The 20,489-nt window shown below is 71.5% G+C and carries 14 protein-coding genes; 4 read left to right on the top strand and 10 right to left on the bottom strand.

The genetic code is table 11. From position 1 onward, the window contains the following. Positions 1-20 precede the first annotated feature (20 nt). From ACIP63_RS28435 to eccD, 6 genes are all read right to left on the bottom strand, one after another. Positions 21-3,386, bottom strand: coding sequence for an AAWKG family protein (locus ACIP63_RS28435; protein WP_401521130.1), 3,366 nt, complete (start codon positions 3,384-3,386; stop codon positions 21-23). 2 nt (positions 3,387-3,388) lie between these two features. After that, on the bottom strand, positions 3,389-3,844 hold the full coding sequence (locus tag ACIP63_RS28430; RefSeq protein ID WP_401521128.1) for a type VII secretion system-associated protein: 456 nt from the start codon (positions 3,842-3,844) through the stop codon (positions 3,389-3,391). 95 nt (positions 3,845-3,939) lie between these two features. Further along, a complete protein-coding gene (locus tag ACIP63_RS28425; protein WP_401521125.1) occupies positions 3,940-4,260 on the bottom strand; it encodes a WXG100 family type VII secretion target in 321 nt (106 codons plus the stop codon). A gap of 54 nt (positions 4,261-4,314) precedes the next feature. Then, the gene (locus ACIP63_RS28420) at positions 4,315-4,650 is read right to left on the bottom strand and encodes a hypothetical protein (protein ID WP_401521123.1); all 336 of its coding nucleotides are present in this window, start codon (positions 4,648-4,650) and stop codon (positions 4,315-4,317) included. Between the two features lie 173 nt (positions 4,651-4,823). Further along, entirely contained in the window at positions 4,824-6,263 is a 1,440-nt protein-coding gene (eccB, locus tag ACIP63_RS28415; protein ID WP_401521120.1) for a type VII secretion protein EccB, read from the bottom strand. A gap of 15 nt (positions 6,264-6,278) precedes the next feature. Next, entirely contained in the window at positions 6,279-7,679 is a 1,401-nt protein-coding gene (gene eccD / locus ACIP63_RS28410) for a type VII secretion integral membrane protein EccD (RefSeq protein ID WP_401521117.1), read from the bottom strand. Between the two features lie 282 nt (positions 7,680-7,961). Here eccD and eccCa point away from each other — a divergent pair, with 282 nt between their 5' ends. Continuing rightward, entirely contained in the window at positions 7,962-11,915 is a 3,954-nt protein-coding gene (eccCa, locus tag ACIP63_RS28405; protein WP_401521646.1) for a type VII secretion protein EccCa, read from the top strand. A gap of 5 nt (positions 11,916-11,920) precedes the next feature. Here the strand turns inward: eccCa and ACIP63_RS28400 are convergent, their stop codons facing one another. After that, complete coding sequence (locus tag ACIP63_RS28400; protein WP_401521115.1) at positions 11,921-13,126, bottom strand: S8 family serine peptidase; 1,206 nt, start codon at positions 13,124-13,126, stop codon at positions 11,921-11,923. Between the two features lie 187 nt (positions 13,127-13,313). Between ACIP63_RS28400 and ACIP63_RS28395 the strand changes: the two genes are divergently transcribed. Continuing rightward, entirely contained in the window at positions 13,314-16,631 is a 3,318-nt protein-coding gene (locus tag ACIP63_RS28395; RefSeq protein ID WP_401521112.1) for a right-handed parallel beta-helix repeat-containing protein, read from the top strand. Between the two features lie 20 nt (positions 16,632-16,651). Here ACIP63_RS28395 and ACIP63_RS28390 read toward each other — a convergent pair whose 3' ends face one another. Further along, positions 16,652-17,512 carry a transglycosylase family protein gene (locus ACIP63_RS28390; RefSeq protein WP_401521110.1) on the bottom strand — a complete coding sequence of 287 codons (861 nt, stop codon included), beginning with the start codon at positions 17,510-17,512 and terminating at the stop codon, positions 16,652-16,654. Positions 17,513-17,638: 126 nt separating this feature from the next. Between ACIP63_RS28390 and ACIP63_RS28385 the strand changes: the two genes are divergently transcribed. Beyond that, a complete protein-coding gene (locus ACIP63_RS28385) occupies positions 17,639-18,004 on the top strand; it encodes a PH domain-containing protein (protein WP_205019012.1) in 366 nt (121 codons plus the stop codon). Here the strand turns inward: ACIP63_RS28385 and ACIP63_RS28380 are convergent. Next, a complete protein-coding gene (locus ACIP63_RS28380) occupies positions 17,982-18,731 on the bottom strand; it encodes a peptidoglycan recognition protein (RefSeq protein ID WP_401521107.1) in 750 nt (249 codons plus the stop codon). The genes ACIP63_RS28385 and ACIP63_RS28380 overlap by 23 nt on opposite strands. 94 nt (positions 18,732-18,825) lie before the next feature. Beyond that, positions 18,826-19,470 carry a ScbR family autoregulator-binding transcription factor gene (locus ACIP63_RS28375; RefSeq protein ID WP_365930852.1) on the bottom strand — a complete coding sequence of 215 codons (645 nt, stop codon included), beginning with the start codon at positions 19,468-19,470 and terminating at the stop codon, positions 18,826-18,828. Positions 19,471-19,576: 106 nt separating this feature from the next. On the opposite strand from ACIP63_RS28375, the gene ACIP63_RS28370 reads away from it, so the two are divergent. Then, complete coding sequence (locus ACIP63_RS28370) at positions 19,577-20,488, top strand: ScbA/BarX family gamma-butyrolactone biosynthesis protein (RefSeq protein ID WP_401521105.1); 912 nt, start codon at positions 19,577-19,579, stop codon at positions 20,486-20,488. The last annotated feature ends 1 nt before the right edge of the window (position 20,489 follow it).

Genomic DNA, 20,489 nt, shown 5'->3' with positions numbered 1-20,489 from the left:
CTCACGCGGATCTCCCGGCATCATCGGCCGATCACGGCGGGCGCGCCTCCCTCGTCCGTACCCCAGACGTCCTCTTCCTCCTGGATCCACGCGTCCCGCGCGCGGTCGCCGCTCTCCGTCTGCGGACGGGCCGGTGCACCACCGCCCGGGGGCGGGGCCATCGGCACGCCGCTCGTGGTGGTGGCGTTCCGCGGCAGGGCGATGGGGGCCTCGTCGGGCGCCCTGCTCGCCGATGTCAGGCCCGTGCCGCCGCCCCTGTTTTTGCGGTTGCTGACGACCTGACCGCCGTCGATCACGTTGCGGATGCGCTCGGAGGTGCCCTGACCGCCCTGACCGCCACCCTGACCACCCATCGGCATCCCGCCCATCGGCATGCCTCCCATGGGCGTGCCGGAGGACTGCCCGGAATCGCTGATCGAGGAGCCGGGGAGCGAGCCGGTGTTCAGCGGTGTGCCGATCATCGGCGTGGAGGTGGCCCCGTCGGCCGAAGCTGCCGCCCGGTCGAACGGGGACGCGTAGGGGAGCTCGTCGTACAGCTCCTCCTCGTAGGGGAACCCGGAGCCGTAGGAGGAGTCGTAGGCGGAACCGTCGTACCCGGACAGCGGGCTGCCGGGGGATCCGTTCAGGTAACCGGAGGTCGTCGTGCCGTCCGGGTACGTGTAATTCGTGGCGCCCGTCTCGGGGTCCAGGACCGAGGTGCTGCCGTCGGGGAACTCCGTGACGAGCCGGCCTTCGGAGTCCAGGTGGGACAGGCTCCCGTCGGGGTTCGGCAGGGTGTCGCCGGTGTTCAGCGGGCCGGTCATGGACGTGCCGTCCGGACGGGTGATCGTCGCGGTGTGGTTCTGCGGGTCGATGGTCGTACGGCTGCCGTCCGTATGGTCCGTGACCACCCGGCCGTCGCTGTCCATGTGGGTGACGGCGCCGTCGGGGCCGGGGAGACCGTCGCCCTGGTAGACGGGACCGCTGATGGTGGTGGGGGACTGGGACGTGATGTCGTCACCGCCGAGGACGCTGCCGAGGGACCCGTCGTTGAGTGAACCGCTGCCGATCGCTCCCGGGTCGGCCGAGATCCTGTTCAGGGCGTCACGCGCCGCCGAACCACCGTCCGGTGTGCCGCCGTCCAGAAGACCGCTGTTGAGCGATCCGCTGCCCAGGGAGTCCGGTACGAGCGCCCTGCGGTCGAGGGAGCCGCCGTCGAGGGAGCCACCATTGAGGGAGCCGCCGCCCAGTACCTGCTGCCGCTGCTCGTCGTACGCGGCCTGCGCCTGTGCCTGGGCCTCCTCGCGCTCCTTCTCCTGAGCCAGTTGCCGCTGCTCCTGCTCGGCCTGCTGCTGCTCGGCCTCCTTGCGCGCCGCCTCCTGCGCGGCTTCGGCCTCCTTCTCCTTCTCCGCCTGCTTGGCCTCTTGTTCGGCCTGCTTGGCCTCCTGTTCCTTCTCCTTCTCCTCCTGCTTGGCCTCCTGCTCGGCCTGTTTGGCTTCCTGCTTCGCTTCCTGCTCGGCCTGCTTGGCCTCCTGCTTCGCTTCCTGTTCTGCCTGCTTCGCCTCGGCCTCGGCCTGCTGCGCCTCCTGCTCCTTCCTGGCCCGCTCCTGTTCGGCCTTCGACTGGTTCATCTGCAGCAGCTGCATCTGCTCCTGGCGCCCCTGGGCCTCCTCCTGCTTCTTCTCCTGCTCCGCCTGCTTGGCCTCCTGCTCGGCCCGCAGACGTTCCTGCTCGGCCTTCTGCTCGGCCTCCTTGGCCTCCTGCTTGGCCTCCTGTTCGGCCTGTTTGGCCTCCTGCTCCTTCTCCTTCTCGGCCTGCTTCGCCTCCTGTTCTGCCTCCTTGGCCTCCTGCTTCGCCTCGGCCTCTGCCTGCTTGGCCGCGGCCTCCGCGTCGCGCCGGGCCTGTTCCTCCTTTGCGGCCTTCTCCTTGGCGTCCTGCTCAGCCTTGGCGGCCTTCTCCTTCGCGTCCTGCTCTGCCTTGGCCGCCTTCTCCTTCGCGTCCTGCTCGGCCTTGGCCGCGGCGGCAGCCGCGGCGGCGGCCGCCGCCTGGTCCTTCTGCCACTGCATGAAGTCCGCCTGCGCCTTCGCGGCAGCCGCCGCCGCGGCCTCCGCCTCCGCCTTGTCCTTGGCCGCCTGGTCCTCGGCGTACTGGGACGAGAGGTCCTCGCCGCCCCTGGTCCTGATGGACCCGAGGTCGAAGTTCTTGGTGCTCCAACTGTTGTGCACCAGGCGGATCGCCTCGTCGGCGGGCTCCACCAGGTTCTCGATCACCGACGCCTGCCAGTTCTCGATGGCCCTTTCCCCGACCTTCTTCCACGTCGAGAGTTCCGTCAGATTGCCGAAGGCATCGGCTTTACCCAGACGTGTCGCATCCTGATTGAATGAACCCGTCGTGTGATAGGTGGTGTAGTAGGACGCATACTGTCCGCCCGTACTGTTTACTTTGTAAGTGATCTGCTTGATATTGTTGTGCCACACATGGTCGGCTATTTCCTTCAGCAGATCATGGAGCCATCGCAGCGGGTTCCCCATATAGAGTTCCCAGTCCATCCACCGGCGGTGCAGCTCGACCACCGCGTTGCGGAAGTCCGTCTTCGCCTGGCGTATCTCGTCCCCCTGGAGGGACCCGGTCGCATCCGTCGGCCGCATGTCCTTCGCGTAGCCGTCGTACTGCTTGCCGAGCGCGTGGACGAGATTCCAGAAGACACCGGCGGCCTGGCCCCGCCACGCCTCGCTCTGCTCGGTCCCGAGCCTGCTCTCCCACTCCTCCACGGCCTTGCTACGCGCGGCGAAGAACTGGGCGACCCGGTCGAAGGAGGCCGCCGCAGTGTCGAAGGACCCCAGCGAGACGGCCTGGTCGTTCGGGACGTCCACGCCGTTCCAGGCGAAGCCGTGCGTCCCCTGGTCCTTGTACAGCAGCGCCTCCAGCGCCCGGCCCGTGCCGTAGCTGTACTGCGTGAGGTCCTCGGTGCTCCAGGTCGCCTTGTCCCCCGACAGGCCGAGGTGGTTGTCGTACTGGCTCTTGAACTCGCCGCCCTCCACCACGCCGCCGGCCGGAGGGCCGTCGTTGCTCTTGTTGCCGAGCAGGGTGAAACGGGCCTTGTACATCGAGACCTGGTCGCCCGTGGACGCCGTGTCATCGCTGGTCGCGTAGAAGGGGATCACGAAGTCCGTGTTCTCGATGCGCCAGCCGGAGTTCTCCACCATCCAGTTGAGGTCGTCCACATCGACGTACGTCACGGAGTTCTGCTTGCTGATCTCCACCTTCATCTGCGGAATGCCGTCGTTGCCGATGAGGCTCTTGAAGAGGGTGTCGCGCGCAGGTGCCTTGTATCCGGTGAAGAACATCACCGCTTGGTGCCAGGAATCGTTGGCCGAGGTGAGCGGCTTGACATTCTCGTCGGCCATGATCAGTCGTCGTCCTCGCCGCTGCCTCCACCGAGTACGTCGTCGACGTCCGAGAAGATGTCCAGCAGTTTCTGGCCGTCGATCTTCTCCAGATTGGCCCCCTGCGTCTTGAACAGCTCTTCGATCGTGCTCTCCAGACCGTCCTCGATACTGCTGAAGAGGGTCTTCTGTTCCTCGAGGATCGTGACGATCTCGGTGATCATGTCGACCACCGCCTTGTTGAGGCGCTGCCCGTTGGTGAGGGGGTCCTTCACCATGCCGCCAATCGTCAGCGGCACGGACGCCCCGGCCAGGGTGCCCTCCGGGCGCTCACCTTCCGGCAGCAGGTTGGAGAGCGCGGGTGCGTTCGTCCCGTCGCCCTGGATCTTCCGAATCTCCTCCGAGAAACCCTTGATGTCCTGGCTGAGGAACTTCTCCAGCCAGGCCTTGTCCAGGTTCACGGGCGCGCCCTGCGCCATGCCGATACCTCCTGGTGCCGTGGGGACAGAACATGAGGGCGGCGGCCGCCGCGGCCCGTGCCCGGGGCAGCCGCCCGTGGGGATGTGCCGCGCGGTCAGCGGCCGACGCGGACGCCTTCCCACAGCTGGGTCAGGGACTTCTCGCTGTACTGGTAGCTGCCCGAGACGTCGGTGAGCAGCGCCGAGTGGCTGGCGAGAAGGCTCTTCATCGCGTCCACGGCTGAGTTCCAGGCGGCCTGCTTCTGCGAGTACACCTGGCGGTCCTCGCCCTCCCAGGTGTTTTTCAGCTCCTGCAGCTCGGCATCCAGGTTCACGAGAATGCTCGCTATCGCCTTGGTCTGTTGGACCATGTCGTCGGCGGCGTTCTGCATGTGGGCGTAGTCGACATAGATGTAACCGTCGCTGAAATCACTCATGTCCGGCCTCGTTTCGCAAAGAGTGGGGTGATTCGGGGGCCCGGCGGTGCGGGGTCAGCCCTTCAGCGCGTCGAAGATCGACTGCGACTGGCTGTACGCCTGGTTGATGGACTCGTTGGACGAGCCCTGCGTCATGCCCTGGGTCCGGAGCGTCTCGTTGAGTGTGTCGACCATCTCCCGGAGGTTGCGGGAGATGACCTCGGCCTGGTCGTCCCACTGCTTCAGCAGGTCCTGATAGGCCTTGCCGTCCGATCCCTTGAGACCGGAGGCGAGGTTGAGCTTCATGTTCTCGACGTCCTGCCGACTGCGCTGGACACCGGTGAACGCCTGCTCCAGAGCGGTCACACCGTTCTGTGTGGCGCGTGCCTCCGACTGCTGCATGCCCGCCATGGACAACACCTCCTGGTGATGGCGACACCTGTGGGTGTCGTGTCAAACAAACGTAAGCAAGGGCAAGTTGAGGCAGCAACGAATGCCGGTGAATTTCTCGGTCCGCATTACTTTGTTGTCGGCCGCCGCCCCTGGAATTCACTTTTCGTACGCCGCCCATTTCCGGTAACCCGTCATTTCGGATCGCACGGGGCCGCGGTGGTCGCGGCGCGCCCGGTCGTCGCCGCCTCGGGTGTCAGGTCCGGGCCGGTCGGCAGCATCGCCAGCAGCGGGGCCGGCAGTCCCTCGGCCGCGCTCGCGGTGTACCCGAGGGCCTCGGCCGCCTCCTCCGTCCCGACCCGGTACTTCATGCCGGTGTCGGTGACCAGGTAGACCGTGCCGCCCACCTCGCCGCCGCCCGCTCCGAGCGCGTGCACCAGCGCGCCGCCGCCCGGCGGGACGGTGATCCGGCCGACCCGCACACAGGCCGGGGTCAGCCCCTCCGCCGGGGCCTGCGCCGCCGTGCCCAGCGCGCCCTGGGAGGTGAGCACCACGCTCACCCGGGTACCGGAGTCGCCGGCCTGGATCCGCACGCAGAGGGTCCGCCCCTCCTCCAGGAGCACCGCCTCGGGCGGCGATTCCGGAAGCTCCCCGGCGGCCGCGCCGGACGGCGCCCGGTGGTCCGCGAGGGCGTCCGCCCCCAGGTCGGCAGCGGTGGCCGAGCGTCCGTCGTAGACCTTCTTCCTGGTGTCCGGGTCGCCGAGCACCAGGGCGGCGCCGGTGGCCGTGAGCGGTACGAGGCCCTCCTCGGTCAGCAGGTGGTAGCGCCCCGCGGCCCCGGGGACGGTGATCCGGAAGACCTCGCCGATACGGGTCTCCCGGCCCCCCAGTACGGGCCCCTTGCCGCCCCGCCCCGCGACCTCGACGGGCTCCAGACCGGGGGCGGACGGAAGGGCGTTGAGGAACGCGGCCGACACACGCAGCCGCGGAGTCGAGGCGTAGCCGAGCGCTTCCGGCGCACCACCCGCACGGTCCAGCCGGAGCTTGCTGCCACGCCACACCAGGTGGTCGGCGCCGTCGGGACCGCTCACCAGCAGCCCCTGGTCCGCGGGCAGCCCCTGCCCCCCGGTGCCCGCGCCCACGGCCAGCGTGGTGGCCGCGGAACCGGTCGCACTCCCCGAGCACACCTGCCAGGCGCCGGTCTCCAGGTCACCGGCGGCGGGCAGGACGTCGGGGGCGCCGGCGATGCCCACCGGGGTGCCGTGCGGGGTGCCCCGCAGCGACGCGCCCCCGACCTGCGCGGTCTTCATCTCCGCGCCCGCCAGCAGCCGCGCGGACGCGTAGTTGCGTACGGGACGCAGCCGGCCGTCCAGGTAGAGGTAACGGGAACCGGTGTCCTTGTCGACGACCAGCGTCCCGGCGGCCTTCCAGGAGTCCGTCGTACCCGGCTTCAGCAGCCCGAAGACGAACGCCCCGGCGGACAGCAGCACGGCGATGACGATGCCCAGGGCGATGCCCCGGTTGGTGCGCCCCTGCGGGCTCTCCGGTGCGTCGGGATCGCCCCGGAGCATCCCGGAGGTGAGGCGCCCCATGACGAACATGTGGGCCTGGACCTGATCTCGTCTGGACTGCACGGCGCTCCCTCGGAATCAGGCGTTGAGGGCGCGCAGGGCGCCGTAGACGCCGAGCACCCACAGGGTCAGCGGCAGCAGGCTGATCGCCGTCGCCGAGTGCAGCAGCTCCCCCGCCCGTCCCCAGTACGGCACCAGCCGGCGGCCTGGCACGGTCCAGGAGAGGATCGCGGCCAGCGCGGCGACGGAGAGCAGGGTTCCGGTCACCAGCAGCCGGGTTCCCGGATCGGCCGTCCAGGCGCCCGCCACCGCGAGCAGGAGGGCACCTCCCGCGGCGGGCACCACGAGGGAGAGCCGCTGCCAGACGTGTCCCAGTCCGCGCGAGTGCAGCGCCAGCAGGACGATCAGGACCGACACCAGGACGGTCTCGGGCAGCCCGGCATGACGGACCAGCACCCCCAGACAGCCGGCGCAGACCAGCCCGACCGCGCCGTAGAGCGAGGTCATCCACCCGTCGGCGAGCACGGTCCGGTTCGCGACGAGTGCGGTGGGGTGGGGCTCGATGCCCTCCTGGAGCTGCTGGGCGTTGGTGGGCAGCGGCGGCATCCGCAGCCCGGACATCCGGAAGGACAGCGACGGCACGAAGGCCCCCAGCACCACCGCGGCCAGCACGCAGACCGCGGCCGCCTCCGCCGGAGCCAGGTCCGCGGTGATCATCAGGACGGCGCCGAGCACTCCGAACACGGCGATCACGGCCACGCACAGGAACAGCGCGGCGAACGCCGCCACCACCGCCAGGGCGAGCACGGCCCCGCCCGTGCCGGCGGCGGACGCGGCGAGCAGCCGGGGGCCCAGGACGTCCTCGTGGTGCGGGCCGCCGAGGTCGCCGCCGGTCAGCAGCCAGCCGGCCAGCGCCAGATACGGACCGACCATGAAGCCGAGCGCCGCGGCCGCCCCGGCGTCTCCGACCGCGCGGCTCGCCGCCGCCGCACCCGCGAGCAGCAGCATCCCGGCCAGGGCGGCGCACAGCGCGCGGGTCCCGGTGTGCGGTGCGGGAAGCGCGAGGACGGCCAGCCCCGCCAGGAGAGCGGCCACGGCGAGACCGCAGAGCGTCCGCCGCCCCGCCGCGGGCCCCCAGCCGTAGGGGCGGCCGTTCATCGTCGTGGAGATGCCGTCCACCAGGTCGTCGAGGTGGACCTCGGGCAGGGCCTCCGTCCGGGGCCTGAGGTGGACGGTCTCACCGTCGCGCAGGTCGTACGAGTCGAGGGTGCGTTCCTCGTCGAGCGGCGGGCCGCCGAGGCGTTGCAGGACCCAGCCCCCGTGCTCGATGCCCTCCTCCGCGAGGTCGTCGCCCGCGTAACCGAGGACGGCGGGCAGCAGATCGGCCACCGGTACGTCGGCGGGGACGGCGAGGTCGATGCTCCGGGCGGGAGCGCGGACGGTCAGGCGGCACACTCCGGCCACCTGGGTGTCGGTCATGGGGGCCTCTCTCCCGGGGCGCGGCCACCGTGCGGCGCGGGCGTCCGCCTGAGCCGCGCGGGCTCGAACGACCGCCGCTGCCCGGGGTGTTGTGGGGGACGTCCGACGGATCGTAAGCACGGCGGTCCGCCTCCCGGTGCTCCCGGAGGGGGGTGACGGGCGACTCTCCGCCAGCGTTCACGGATCCGCCCCTGGGCGTTGTCCGTCCGTTCACGGCCCCCGGCCCATGCTTTCGTCGAACCCCTGTGTGACCCGTCCGACGATGGAGACCCTTCCTTGAGCGTGGTCCTGTTCCGACGGCCGGCCCGCCGGCGCGGCCCGGAAATGCCCGACGGTGAACTGAGCCTTCAGGAGCCGCCCACACTGCCCGAGGTGGTCCCGGACTCCTCGGCCGTCTGGACCTACCTGCCGATGGCGCTGATGTCCGTGTCGATGATGCTGATGTTCATGCGCCCCGGCATGACCAAGGGCAGCGGCGGCTTCATCTACCTCGCGCTCGGCCTGATGGTCCTGTCCACCGGGGCGATGATGGTCGGCCAGGCCATGCGCAGGAGCAGCGAGCGCAAGGAGCGGCTCAAGGGCGAACGCCGCGACTACCTGCGCTATCTGGGCCAGACCCGGCGCAAGGTCAGGGCGGCCGTCGTCGACCAGCAGCGCGCCCTGGCCTGGCGCCACCCCGAACCGGCGGCGCTGTGGTCCCTGGTGGGCTCCACCCGGCTCTGGGAACGCCGCCCGCAGGACGAGGACTTCGGCGAGGTCCGGGTGGCCGTGGGGGAGCAGAAGCTGGGGCTGCGGCTGACCCCGATGGCGACCAGCCCCGTGGAGGACCTGGAGCCGCTCGCCGCACACGCCCTGCGCAGCTTCATCCGTGCGTACGCGACCGTCCCCGAGCAGCCCATCGCGATCTATCTGCGGGCCTGGGCGCGGGTGCTGTTCCGGGGCGACGAGGAGCAGATCCGCTCCGTGGCACGGGCGATGGTGGCCCAGCTGGTCACCTTCCACGCGCCGGACGACGTGTGGGTGGCCCTGTGCGTGTCCGACGAGCGTCGGCCGGACTGGGAGTGGGCCAAGTGGCTCCCGCACCACATGCACCCGCAGGAGAGCGACGGCGCGGGCCCGGCCAGGATGTCGGGAGCCGCTTTCAACGAGCTGGAGGACCTGCTCGGCGCGGAGTTCCTGGAACGTCCGCCGTTCGACCCGGACGCGGCCGCCGGGCGCGAGGAGCCGTTCACCGTGATCGTCGTGGACGGCGGCACCGTGCCGGCCGGCCACCGGCTGGACGGGCCCGGCCTCCGCAACACCGTCGTCCTCGACCTGTCCGGCGCCCTGACCTGGCGCCCCGGCCGGGTCACCCTCCGCTTCGACGTCACGCCCGGCTCCTTCGGCCTCGTCCGGACCGACCGCGACCGCAAGGAGCAGACGACGCTGCTCGGCCGCCCCGACCGCTTCGGCCCCACCGGCGCCGCCGCCCTCGCCAAGCGTCTCTCCCCGTACCGCATGGGGACCGGCGCCGACACCGGGGAGCCGCTCTCCACCAACGTGGAGCTGACCGCTCTGCTGGGCATCGGCGACCTGTACCGCCACGACCCGCCCGGCCTCTGGCAGCGGAGCGCCGGACCCGCCCGGCTGCGGGTGCCGATCGCGGTCGGCGCCGACGGCACCCCGGTGGAGCTCGACATCAAGGAGTCCGCGCAGGGCGGGTCGGGTCCGCACGGGATGCTGATCGGCGCCACCGGTTCCGGCAAGAGCGAGCTGCTGCGGACGCTGGTCCTGGCCCTGGCGCTGACCAACTCCTCCGAGACGCTCAACTTCGTCCTGGTCGACTTCAAGGGCGGCGCCACCTTCCTCGGTCTGGACGAACTCCCCCACACCTCGGCCGTGATCACCAACCTCGCGGGGGAGGCCGCCCTGGTCTCCCGTATGCAGGACGCCCTGCACGGTGAGCTCATCCGCCGCCAGGAGCTGTTGCGCAGCGCGGGCAACTACGCCTCCGCGCTGGACTACGAGAAGGCCCGCGCCTCCGGCACCCCGCTCGCCCCGCTGCCCAGCCTCTTCGTGGTGGTCGACGAGTTCAGCGAACTGCTGTCCGCGCACCGCGACTTCATGGAGCTCTTCGTGATGATCGGCCGGCTCGGGCGCAGCCTCGGCGTGCACCTGCTGCTGGCCTCGCAGCGGCTCGACGAGGGCCGTATGCACCAGCTGGAGAGCCACCTCTCGTACCGCATCGGCCTGCGTACGTTCTCCGCGATGGAGAGCCGCGGCGTCCTCGGGGTGCCGGACGCCTACCAGCTGCCGCCCCAGCCGGGCAGCGGCTACCTCAAGTCGGGCGTGGAGGCGCTGACCAGGTTCCGCGCCGCCTACGTCTCGGGCCCCTACCGGCAGCGCGCCGGCGGGGCGAACCAGGCCCGGGTGGCCAGCCAGACCGTGCCCTGGACGACGGGGTACGTGGTGCCGCGCCATCTGCCCGCCGCCCCCGACCCCGACCCCGAGCCCGACGAGACCGGCGACACGCTGCTGTCCGTCGCCGTGGAGCGGCTGCTGGGCGCCGGGCCGCCCGCGCACCAGGTGTGGCTGCCGCCGCTCGGCCTGCCCCCGACGCTCGACCAGATCCTGCCGCCGCTCACCCCCGACCCCGCTCTGGGGCTGACGACGACGGGCTGGGAGGGGCGCGGCCGGCTGCGGGTGCCCATCGGCATCATCGACCGGCCCTTCGACCAGCTCCGCGACCTGCTCCAGGTCGACCTGGCCGGTTCCGGCGGGCACGTCGCCGTCGCGGGCGGCCCGCAGAGCGGCAAGAGCACCATGGTCCGCACGATCCTGACGTCCCTGGCGCTCACCCACACCCCCGACGAGGTGCAGTTCTACTGCCTCGACTTCGGCGGCGGCACCCTCGCGTCACTCGCGGGCCTGCCCCACACCAGCGGCGTCGCGGCCCGCCTGGACAGCGAACGCGTGGGCCGTACGATCGCCGAGGTCAACACCCTGATGGCGGCGCGCGAGCGCTTCTTCCTGGAGCACGGCATCGACTCCATGGCGACGTTCCGGCGCCGCCGCGCGGCCGGGGAGTTCCCCGAGGAGCGGCACGGCGACGTCTTCCTCGTCATCGACGGCTGGTCGACGGTGCGGCAGGACTACGACCACCACATCAGCACGTTCAACGCGATAGCGGCGCGCGGGCTGAACTACGGCATCCACCTGATCGTCACCACCGCCCGCTGGGTGGAGCTGTCCTCGGCCGTACGCGACCAGGCGGCCACCCATCTGGAGCTGCGGATGGGCGACCCCATGGACTCCGGCATCGACATGCGCCGGGCCGCCACGGTCCCCCGCACCCCCGGCCGGGGCCTGACCCGCGAGGGCAAGCTCCACTACCTGACGGCGCTGCCCCGCATCGACGGGGTGGAGGGCGCCGACGACCTCGCCGAGGGGGTGGCCGGTCTGGTCGCCGCCCTCCAGGAGTCCTGGTCCGGGCCGCCCGCACCGCCGGTACGGATGCTGCCGACGGCGCTGCCCTCCTCGGAACTCCCCCCGGCGGAAGGAGACTTCCGTATGGCGCTCGGCCTGGAGCAGGAGGAACTCTCCACGGTCTGGCACGACTTCAGCGAGAGCCCGCACATGATCGTGGTGGGAGACAGCGAGAGCGGCAAGACCAACCTGCTCCGGCTGACGGCCGAGGCCGTCATGGCCCGCTACACACCGGCCGAGGCCAGGATCATGGTGGTGGACTACCGCCGCGAGCTGGTGGAGGTGGTCCCCGACGCCTACCGGCTCGGCCACGCCGTCTCCATCGACGCGCTCAAGGAACTCGTCGACGGCGCGGTCCGTGCGGTACGCACACGGGTGCCGGGCCCCGACATCGCGCCGGCCCGGATGAAGCTGTGCGACTGGTGGACGGGCCCGCGGCTCTTCGTCCTCGTCGACGACTACGACATGCTCGGCACCGGCCCGATGAACGCCCCGTTCGACCCCCTCCTGGACCAGCTCGCGCTCGGCTGGGAGGTCGGGCTCCACCTGGTCGTCGCCCGTTCGGCTGCCGGGGCGGGCCGGGGCCTCAGCGACCATCTGCTGCGCAGGCTCCAGGAGGTCAACACCCCGGGTCTGCTGCTGTCCTGCCCGCCCTCGGAGGGCTACGTCTTCGGGAACGTCAAGGGCCGCAACCTCCCGCCCGGCCGCGCCACCCGCATCGCCCGCCGCAGGACGGTGCAGATGCAGACGGCCCTGCTGGACACGCCCTGACGTCGCTACTCGTCGCCGGCCGGCCGCCAGCGCCGCGCCCGGCCACGGGGCAGTGCCACGCCCGCCCCCGCCAGCAGCAGCACGAGCCCGCCGCAGATCCCGGCGACGAACAGCGCCCGGTCGCGCGGCCCGTCGGGCGCCGGTGGCGCCACATGGGCGGGCGCCGCTTCCGGTACGCCGCCGGGGCCGCCGTCCAGCACCGACGTCATCGCCGCGTACGGGTCGAGCCGGGGCGGCGTGGCCGGGTAGGCCGCCCCGACGAGCTGGCGTGCGGTCCGGGCCGCCGTCATCCCGGGATGCTGCGCCCGTACGAGCGCGGCCGCCCCCGCGACCTGGGCGGCGGCCAGTGAGGCTCCCGAACCGAGGTAGTGCCCGGCGCCCTTCGGCCCGACGCTGACCACGGCGTCACCCGGCGCCGCGAGGTCCGCGCCGCGCACTCCCGGCGCGTTCGCGGGCCGCCCTCCGTCCGGACCGAAGTCGGTGACCGCGACGACCCCCGGGGCCGCCGCCGGCCAGTACCAGGGCGCGGCAGGCGCGTAGCCGCCCGGCTCGTCCCGGTCCTCGGCGAGCGCGTCCGGCGCGGCGGGTGCGACGACGAGGGCGTCCCCCGCAGTGGCATGGGCGACCGCGGCGGTCAGCTCCTTCTCCCTCGTGGCGAGCGCCTGCCCGACGTAGACGACCCCGGCCCCCGCGTCCACCGCGGCCCTGATGCCCGCCGCCACCCGGCCCGGGGTCGCGGCCCCCCGCTCGTCGGTGCCGCGTACGGCCAGGATCCGCGCGCGGGGCGCGACGCCCGCGGGCCCCACCCCCTCGATGCGCGCACCGGCGATGATCCCGGCGGCGAAGCTCCCGTGGCCCACGCAGTCCTCGCCCGCGTCCCCCAGCGCTCGGACCCGCCCGGCGAGCCCCGGAACGCCGGTCCCCACCCCGGTGTCGACCACGGCCACGGTCACCCCGGCGCCCTCGTCCAGCGTCCACGCCCGGGACAGCCCCAGCGCCCGCACCGTCCAGGGTTCCGCCTCGGCGCTGCGGCCGGACGCGGACGCACACGCCTCGCCCGGGGCGAGAAGGCTCCGTACGACGGGGAGTTCGACGGTGTCCGCCGCGACAGCGGGCGTGCCGACCATCGTTGTCAGCACGGCGGCCACGGCTGCGAGAGCCGCCGTCGCTCCCGGTCCTGCGGATACACGGTGGCAGCAAGCTCGTCGCATGGCGCCCACGCTAGGCACCTCAGATGACGTCGGGGCGACGTACACGGCACAGCACCGCCACCGTCAACGCCCGCTGGGACACCCGCCGTTCCCCCAGGCTTCACCCAGCGCACACCGAGGCCCTCCCGTCCCGTCCCCCGGCGTCCGGAAGTATCGGACGCGGCGGCGAAGCGAGGGGGTTCAGGGCGTGTCACGGCAGTTGCTCACGGTGTCACCGGAACGACCGAACGGTGGGTTCCGGACGATCGGTGAGGCCCTGGCCGCCGCGCGCACCGGAGCGGTGATCCAGATCGCCCCCGGCCGCTACCCCGAGAGCCTGACCGTACGCAACCGGGTCACCCTGGTCGCCGACGGGGAACCCGGCAGTGTGGAGATATGCCCGCGCCGGGGCAGCGCCCTCGTCCTCCTCGCCGACGCGGTGATGCTCACCGACCTCACCCTGCGCGGCGGCGCCGACGACCTCCCCGTCGTGGACGCGCCGCGCGGCCAGCTCGGCATGGACGGCTGCACCGTCCTCGGGTCCGGGTGGACCGCCGTCCTGGCGAGGGAGACCGGAGCACTGGCCCTGCGGGGCTGTCGCATCACCAACCCGGCGGGCGCGGGCATCGTGGACATGTCCCCCACGGGCAGCGTCGTCGCGGACTGCGTCGTGGAGAACCTGGGGACATCGGGCGTGGTCCTCAGCGAAGAGGCCCGTACGACGGTGCGCGGCTGCCGGATCCGCGACACCCGGGGCAACGGCGTCCTCGCCAACGGCTCGGCACAGGGAGTCGTCGAGCACTGCGACATCTCCGGTGCCCGCAAGCCCGCCGTCGCCCTGGAAGGCAGCAGCTCGACCCAGGTCCGGCAGACGACCGTGCACGACACGGCCGTCGGCGTCTACATCACCAGCGACGCCCGGCCCGCCCTCGAAGAGGTGACCGTCCTGGACACCACGGGACTCGGGATCGCCCTCGCCTCGGGCGCCGACCCCGAACTGCGCCGCTGCCGCACCCAGCGCACCGGTGGCGGCGGGCTCGCGGTCTCGGAGCGCTCCCGGGGCACCTTCGACGGCTGCGAGTTCGACGCCTCGGCCGCACCCGCCGTCCTCGTACGGGGATCGAGCACCCCGATGTTCACGGCCACGGCCGTCCGGGACTGCGCGGCGGGGGCCGGCACCTCGGGCGCGGTCGTCCTGGAGGACGACTCACTGGCGGAGTTCGACCGACTCGACGTCAGTGACCCGGCCGGGACGGGCGTCCTGATCCGCTCCGGCGCCCAGCCGCTGCTCCGCCGGGCGCGGATCACCTCGCCCGGCGGCCACGGCGTCGAGGTCGTCGAGGACGGCCGCGGCAGGCTGGAGTCCTGCGAGATACGCGGCGCCGGCAAGGCCGGGGTCCGGGCCGCCGACGGGGGCCGGCCGGAGCTCGGCGACACCACCGTGGAGGCCAGTGGTGAGGCCGGCGTCCTCGTCGGCCCCCAGGGGGCCGTCACCGTGCGGGACGGAAGCGTCCGCTCCTCCGCCGCATCCGGCGTCCTCGTCGAGGGGACCGGCGAACTGACGGCACTGCGGGCCCACTTCACGGCGTCGGGAGCCCACGGCGTACTGCTGGCGGCCGGGGCCAGGGCGTCCCTGGACGACTGCCGGACCGACGCGAACGTGGGGGACGGCATCCGCGTCGACACCGCCGAAGCGGTCACCGTCACCGGCTGCGCCGTACGGGACAACCGCGGCGCGGGCCTGCGCGGGACCGCGGCGGGTGACCGGCTCGTCGTCGAGCACCTGATCAGTGCCGACAACGGGCTGCCCGACTCCTGGGGTGAACCGGCCGGCACCGCGCCGGGCCAGGCCGGCGCGCCCGGCCGCAAGGCCTCACCTCCGCCACCCGCCGGTCCTCTGGAGGAGCTGGAGTCACTGATCGGCCTGGCCGACGTCAAACACCAGGTCCGCACTCTCGTCCACCTCAACCAGCTGGCACAGCGACGGGCCCGTCTCGGCATGCCCGCCCCGCCCATGAGCCGCCACCTGGTCTTCTCCGGCCCGCCCGGAACCGGCAAGACCACCGTCGCCCGGCTCTACGGCGGGATCCTCACCGACCTCGGCGTCCTGCGCTCAGGACACCTGGTGGAGGTCTCCCGCGCCGATCTGGTGGCACAGATCATCGGCGGAACCGCCATCAAGACGACCGAGGCCTTCAACGAGGCCCTCGGCGGAGTCCTGTTCATCGACGAGGCGTACACCCTGCTCTCCGACAGCAAGGGGTCCGGCGCCGACTTCGGCAAGGAAGCCGTCGACACGCTGCTCAAGCTCATGGAGGACCACCGCGACGACGTCGTCGTCATCGCCGCCGGCTACACCGGCGAGATGGACTCCTTCCTCACGTCCAACCCCGGCCTGGCCTCCCGCTTCACCCGCACCGTCGAATTCGCCAACTACTCGGTCGAAGAGCTCGTCACCATCACCGAGTCCATGTGTGAGACCCACCGCTACGAGCTGGACCCGCGCACGCTCGACGCCCTCGCCGCGCACTACACGTCCATGACCCGCGACGCCTCCTTCGGCAACGGCCGGGCCGCCCGCCGTGTCTTCGAGGAGATGGTCGACCGTCAGGCCTTCCGGCTCAGCAGCATGGCCGAACCCGCCGAGAGCGACCTCTCGATGCTCCTGCCGGACGATGTGGCTCCGCCCGCCGATCCCGCGAGTGGTGCGTCGGACTCCACCGAACTCCTCTCCCGGCTCGACTCCATGGTCGGTCTGGCAGCGGTCAAACGCGAGGTCAACGACCTGGTGTCCCTCCTGGACTCCTCCCGCCGCCGCAAGGCCGCCGGTCTGCCGACACCCAAGGTCAGCCACCACCTGATCTTCTCCGGGCCTCCCGGCACCGGTAAGACCACCGTGGCCCGCCTCTACGCCGGGCTCCTGCACTCTCTGGGGGTACTGCCCCGGGGCCAGCTCGTCGAGGTGGCACGCGCGGACCTCGTCGGCCGGTACGTCGGCCACACCGCGCAGCTCACCAAGGAAGTCTTCGAAAGCGCCCTGGGTGGTGTGCTGTTCATCGACGAGGCCTACACCCTCACTCCCGAGGGGGCGACCTCCGACTTCGGCCGTGAGGCCGTGGAGACACTGCTCAAGCTGATGGAGGACCACCGTGACGACGTCGTCGTCATCGCGGCCGGCTACACCCACGAGATGCGGCGCTTCCTGGATTCCAACCCGGGTCTCGCCTCACGCTTCTCGCGTACCGTGGAATTCGAGCACTACACCACCGACGAACTCGTCGGCATCATGGCCCGGCACGCCGCGGACTCCGGATACGACTGCCCGGACGACACGCTCAAGGCTCTTCACAGCTACGTGGACGCGCTTCCGCGTGACGCCTCGTTCGGCAACGCGCGTACCTCTCGGCAGATCCTCGACATCATGACCACGGCGCAGGCCCGCAGGCTCTCCGCACTGGACTCCCCGGCTCTCGACGTGCTGCGCCGGCTGCTCCCCGAGGACGTTCCGGCCCTGCCGGGTCGCTGAATCACCGCGGTCGTCATGGTTCAGGCGTTCAGTCGGAGGTGCTGACCGGGGAAGATGAGGTGCGGTCCGCGGTCCAGGGCCTCGCGGTTCAGCTCGTACAGCGCGGGCCAGCCACCGGACACGTCCGCACGCTCGGCGATCACCGAGAGGCAGTCACCGGGCTCGACGACGTACGTCTCCGCGTCGGCGAGATCCTCGGAGTAGTGCGTCGCGCCGCTGTCGCTGCCGGCGGTGCTGTCGTCGCTGTCGTCCGTGCTGCCCGACGTGCTGCCGGAGGACGTGTTCCCGGAGGACGCGTTCCCGGACGACGTGCTGCCGGAGGACGTGCTGCTGGACGAGCCGCTGTTCGAACTGCCGGTCGACTGGCGCTCAGGGGCTGCCTGCGCCGAGTCGGTCCCGTCGACGCTGCCGCTCTCGGCGCTGCCGGACGAGGAGCTCGACGTACCGTTCGCACCGAGGCGTCCGCAGTTGGGCCAGGCGCCCATTCCCTGCGACCGGGCGACGCGTTCACCGACGGCGATCTGCTCGGACTTCGTGGCGAGGTCGGCGCGGGGTGCGTACTGCCCGCCGCCGTAGGCCCGCCAGGTGGACGGGGCGAACTGGAGGCCGCCGTGGTAGCCGTTGCCGGTGTTGGTGTTCCAGCGCCCGCTGGACTCGCACTCGGCGATGCGGTCCCAGTCGGTACCCGCCGTGACGGTCGGCGCGATGACGGCCCGGGCGGGGGCGGCCTGCGCCGGTACGGCCTGGGCGGGTGCCTGGGCCGGGGCCTGGGCGGGGGCGTCGGCGACGCTGCGGCCGGCGAGGCCGAGCACGCTCAGGAGGACGAGCAGAAGGGCGAGCACCGATTCGACGGGCCGCTTGGCGAGGGGTGATGCCGGCATGACGGTATTTCCTCCGCTGTGCTCCGGAAGGTGTGCAAGGGCACGAACAGATAAGCCGCCGATATTCTTTTCGTTGGGCTTTGACGCGTTCAACGCCCGCACATTCACTCGGGTGGAGGGTCCCTCATGGCACTGTTCGGTAACGCGCACACCGTCGATCCGGCGGCCGCGCAGCGTGACTACGCACGGCTTCTCGGGCAGGGGGAGCAGGTGCACGCCGCGTATCTCCTGATCCGCGACACGATCCTGTTCACCGACCGCAGGCTCGTCCTCATCGACAAGCAGGGCATCACCGGCAAGAAGGTGGAGTACCACTCCGTCCCGTACCGGAGCATCACGCACTTCGCGGTGGAGACGGCCGGGACCTTCGATCTGGACGCCGAGCTCAAGATCTGGCTCTCAGGTTCCGCGACGCCGATCCAGAAGACGTTCACCAAGGGCGTCGACATCTACGAGGTGCAGGCCGTCCTCACCCAGTACGTCGCGCGCTGACCCGGTTCCGGAGCCGGGCCATCTCCGCCCGGATCGTCGGTAGTTGGGCGTACAGCGCTTCGCCGGGGCAGTACGTCGAGAACGTGTCGCGGTGACCGGCCACGGCGTGGAGGTGGACCACCTCACCGCGCCGGTACAGGCTGTCGTCGTTCGTCGAGACCAGGCGCACGAAGCCCCGCGGATCGACGGCCCGGTCCAGTTTCCATGCGCCGACCTTCGCGATCCCCTCGATGAGCGCCTTCGGCACCGGCACGCCGGGACCGAAGGTGCCGAGGGCCGCGATGCCCACACTGTGCGCGTTGAACCCGGTGGTGTGGGCCCCGCGCACTGAGCGTCCGACACCGCCCGCCCTGCCCTCGTACACGGTCCCGCAGCGGTCGACGACGAAGTTGTAGCCGATGTCGTCCCAGCCCTCGCCCCGGACGTGCATCTCCTCCATCGCCCGGAGCATCTTGGGGGCGTCCGCGCAGTCGTAACGGTTGGTGTGACCGGTGTGATGGACGAAGACGGCCTTCACCGTCCCCGTGTACACGGCGTGCTCCTTCACCAGGCTCTCGTCCGCGTGCCACTCCGCCCGGCTGACGATCGCGGGCCGCGGGGCAGCCGGCGGAGTGGCCGGCTTCGCGGTCGCCGGATCGGGCGCGGCGAGGCGTACCGGCGCGTCCCGCAGGACCAGGAACGCCAGCGGCACGACCATGGCGCACACGGCTGTTCGGCGAAGCCACATAGGGCCACCATGCGTGCTGACCAGCGACGTCGCAGGCGCCCACACCCAATCGGGTGAACCCCGCGCCGACGCGGCCCCGGCACCGCCCGGGCGGTCAGGAAACGGCGACCGCCTGCTGCTGCTCGATGATGCGCGCGGCGCGGTGCGGGGAGGTGTCGAGCCGGGCCAGCACACCCGGGACCGCGTTGTTGGGGAGGATCAGCTCGAAGAGGGCGGAGATCTCGCCGACCAGGTCCGGTGGCTCGGCCATGGACTCGGTCACCAGCTGGACCCCGGTCCACGCCCCGACGAAGAGCCGCGACGTGGCCTCCGGATCGACGTGCGGAAGGAGCTCGCCCCGCTCCCTGGCCTCGGTGAGTATCTCCGTACCGAGGGTGATCCAGTCAGGCCAGCGGGTGCCGAACAGCCCGCGCGCCCGTGGGTCGACGGAGAGCCGGATCGATGCGCTGAGCAGGGGTTCCCGGGGCAGGCGGTAGGCGAGCAGGAGCGCTATGTCCACCCATTCCTGCAGCTTGAAGGTCTGCGGGGTGACCCCGTCCGAGGTCACCGCCTCCTGGAGCACACCGCGGGCCAGTTCCTCCTTCGAGGTGAAGTGGAAGTAGAGCGCACCCCTCGTGAGACCGGCCCGGTCGAGGATCGCGGCGATCGTGGCGGCGTCGTAGCCGTGCTCGTCGAAGACCTCTGCGGCGGCCTCCAGGAAGATTCTGCGCGTGCGGATCGCCCGTTGCTGTCGTGCCAACTCGCGCTCTCCTTGAACGTGGCCTGACGCTTCTTCAAAAAGTACCGGTGAACCGGTATCATATCAGCGCCGTAATGCCCATTTTTGTTCTGTATCCGGGAGGGCTGTGCCCGACATACCTGTTGCTCCGCCACCGCCGCAGGACGCAGCGGAGGGCCAGGAAGGCATCCCCAAGGAGTACGTCCACCTCGGGCGTCCCGAGATGGTTTTCCTGACCGCCTGGCGGCGCCGCGAAGATGGCGAGTTCTCGCTCACCGCGAGATGGCCCGCCCCCGCGGCCGGGCTCCCGTACGACCCCCGTGTGCTCACGCAGACCATCCGGCAGAGCGGTCTGGTCATCGCGCACGCGGCGTACGGCGTTCCCCTCTCCGATCAAACCCTGCTCCACTACTTCGACTTCACCGTCGCCGCGGGGTTCAGCGTTTCCCCCTCGGGCCTCTGCGACCTCGCCGTCGAGGTGTCCGTCACGGAGCCCAAGAAGCGCGGGCGGACCGTCAGTTCGCTCGGAATGGACGTCCGTGTCGTCCAGGGTGACAGCATCGTGGCCCACGCGGAATCCGAGTTCGGCTGGATTTCACCGCGCGCGTACCGCCGGCTCCGTGGTGAGCAACTCGCCCTCGACTGGAACACCTGGCCCCTGCCCGCCCCCGTCGATCCCGGCACCGTCCGCCGGCCCGCCCCGTCGGACGTGGTCCTGGCGGCCGGGGACCGGCCCCTGCAATGGCGGTTGCGCAACGACGTGGACAACACCGTGCTCTACGACCACCCGGTGGATCACGTCCCTGGACTCGTCCTGATGGAGGCCGCGCACCAGGCCGCGCACGCCGCGGTGCACCCCGCGCCCTTCGAGGCGACCACCGTCACCAGCGCGTTCGAGCGGTACGCCGAATTCGACCGCCCGTGCCTGATCGAGGCGGAGACCCTGCCGGCCGGCCCCGGGGAGATCTCCGTCCTGGTCACCGCGGAGCAGGACGGAGAAACGGTCTTCCGGGGCCGGCTGACCGGTCCCTGCGGCTGAC

Origin of the sequence: Streptomyces sp. NPDC088746 (genome assembly GCF_044751065.1) — a bacterium.
In the GTDB taxonomy this organism is placed as follows: Bacteria; Actinomycetota; Actinomycetes; order Streptomycetales; family Streptomycetaceae; genus Streptomyces.
The sequence above is the reverse complement of the archived record's forward strand: the minus strand, read 5'-3'. Positions and strand labels throughout refer to the sequence as shown.

Excerpts from the sequence above, each read along its gene's own strand:
- ACIP63_RS28390 (WP_401521110.1), bottom strand. The coding sequence starts at position 17,512 with ATGCCGGCATCACCCCTCGCCAAGCGGCCCGTCGAATCGGTGCTCGCC.
- ACIP63_RS28420 (WP_401521123.1), bottom strand. The coding sequence starts at position 4,650 with ATGGCGGGCATGCAGCAGTCGGAGGCACGCGCCACACAGAACGGTGTG.
- ACIP63_RS28385 (WP_205019012.1), top strand. The coding sequence starts at position 17,639 with ATGGCACTGTTCGGTAACGCGCACACCGTCGATCCGGCGGCCGCGCAG.
- ACIP63_RS28380 (WP_401521107.1), bottom strand. The coding sequence starts at position 18,731 with ATGTGGCTTCGCCGAACAGCCGTGTGCGCCATGGTCGTGCCGCTGGCG.
- ACIP63_RS28435 (WP_401521130.1), bottom strand. The coding sequence starts at position 3,386 with ATGGCCGACGAGAATGTCAAGCCGCTCACCTCGGCCAACGATTCCTGG.
- eccD (WP_401521117.1), bottom strand. The coding sequence starts at position 7,679 with ATGACCGACACCCAGGTGGCCGGAGTGTGCCGCCTGACCGTCCGCGCT.
- ACIP63_RS28400 (WP_401521115.1), bottom strand. The coding sequence starts at position 13,126 with ATGCGACGAGCTTGCTGCCACCGTGTATCCGCAGGACCGGGAGCGACG.
- ACIP63_RS28425 (WP_401521125.1), bottom strand. The coding sequence starts at position 4,260 with ATGAGTGATTTCAGCGACGGTTACATCTATGTCGACTACGCCCACATG.
- ACIP63_RS28430 (WP_401521128.1), bottom strand. The coding sequence starts at position 3,844 with ATGGCGCAGGGCGCGCCCGTGAACCTGGACAAGGCCTGGCTGGAGAAG.